2 protein-coding genes are annotated in these 1,463 nt (G+C 61.9%); both read left to right on the forward strand.

The features are described from left to right. Positions 1-106, forward strand: a 106-nt coding sequence (locus tag AYK65_RS32270; RefSeq protein ID WP_139793428.1) for an aldehyde dehydrogenase family protein, incomplete at its 5' end; no start/stop codon positions are given. 35 nt (positions 107-141) lie between these two features. After that, positions 142-1,463, forward strand: a 1,322-nt coding sequence (locus AYK65_RS31315) for an aminotransferase-like domain-containing protein (RefSeq protein ID WP_081163225.1), incomplete at its 3' end; no start/stop codon positions are given.

The raw sequence follows: 1,463 nt of genomic DNA on the forward strand, positions 1-1,463 counted from the left end.
GACTCCGTTCGGCGGTATCGGCGACAGCGGCTGGGGTCGTGAAGGCGGTATCGAAGGTTTGGAATCCTACACCGTTCGCAAATACGTGGGTCATCTTCATGTGTGACAGGGGATGAGATGAAAGAGCAAGGAGCGCGGGACATGAGCTTGGATGATGCCTTTTCGGGTTGGCGGCCACGGCAGCTGACATCCGAGGGTCCGCGTTATCTTGCCTTGGTCAATGCCTTGGAGCAGGACATTGCGGACGGTCGCTTGTCACAGGGCGACCGTCTGCCTCCGCACCGCGACCTGGCGCGAGAGCTCAGTCTTTCGGTCGGAACGGTGAGCAAAGCCTATCAGGAGGCCGAACAGCGCGGCATGGTCAGCAGTCGTGTGGGGCAGGGGACGTTTGTGCGTCGCCGTATCGGCGAACGCTCCCAGGTTACGGCCCGACATGAGCCGGTCAATCTGGCGCTCAACGTTCCCGTCGAGGGAGACGAAGCGCAGATCTTATCGAGTTTGTTCGGGGAGGTGACACGCGAGCGCGATCTGGTTCCCTTGCTGCGCTACCACCCTCATGGCGGCATTTGGCAGCACCGTGAAATCATTGCGGCTTCGCTGTCGGACAGCAGCTTTACGGTGGATCCGGCGCGGCTGTTCCTCTGCAACGGCGCCCAGCACGCTATCGACATTGCCCTGCGCCTCGTGGCGAAGCCCGGCGACAGCGTGCTTGTCGATGCCTTTACCTATTCCGGCTTCAAAGCCATCGGCGCAGCCAGCCATCTGACCCTGGTGCCCGTGGAAATGGACGGGGAGGGATTGGATCCGGAGGCGCTGAAACAGCTGTGCCGCCAGTCCGGTGCGCGGGTGCTCTATTGCATGCCAACGCTGCAGAGCCCGACGGCTCGCACCATGACCCTTGCCCGTCGCCAACGCATCGCCGAACTGGCCGAGGAACTCGATCTTGCCGTCATAGAGGATGACGTCTACGGCTTCTTCTTCAACGAGCGCCCGGTGCCGATCGCCTCGTTGGCGCCAACCCGCACGTTCTACATTACCTCCTACTCGAAGTGCATCGCGCCTGGCTTCCGGCTCGGCACCTTGACCGTGCCGGCCGCCTACATTGCTCAAGCCGATCTACTCCTGCACGCCTCCGCCTGGTACGTTGCTCCGATGTTGAGCGAGGCCGTGGTGCGGCTCATTCAAAACGGCAAGTTTGAAGAACTTCTAAGCGAACGGCGCAGACAGGCGCAGGAGCGCTACCGTGCTTTCGTGACTACCTTTCCCGATGCCGAAAAGCTTCAGTCCCCACCCTTCTATGGCTGGCTGCCGTTGCCATCCGAATGGAGTGCAGATCAATTTACTGCCGCTGCGCGCACTCGGGGCATCCTGGTGACCCCGCCGATCGCCTCCGCCGTCGGCGAGGACGAACCCGGCGCAGTACGCATCTGCCTGGGCGCGCCAAAGGACCTAAAGCAACTCTC

Source organism: Ensifer aridi, from assembly GCF_002078505.1.
GTDB classification, from domain to species: domain Bacteria; phylum Pseudomonadota; class Alphaproteobacteria; order Rhizobiales; family Rhizobiaceae; genus Sinorhizobium; species Sinorhizobium aridi.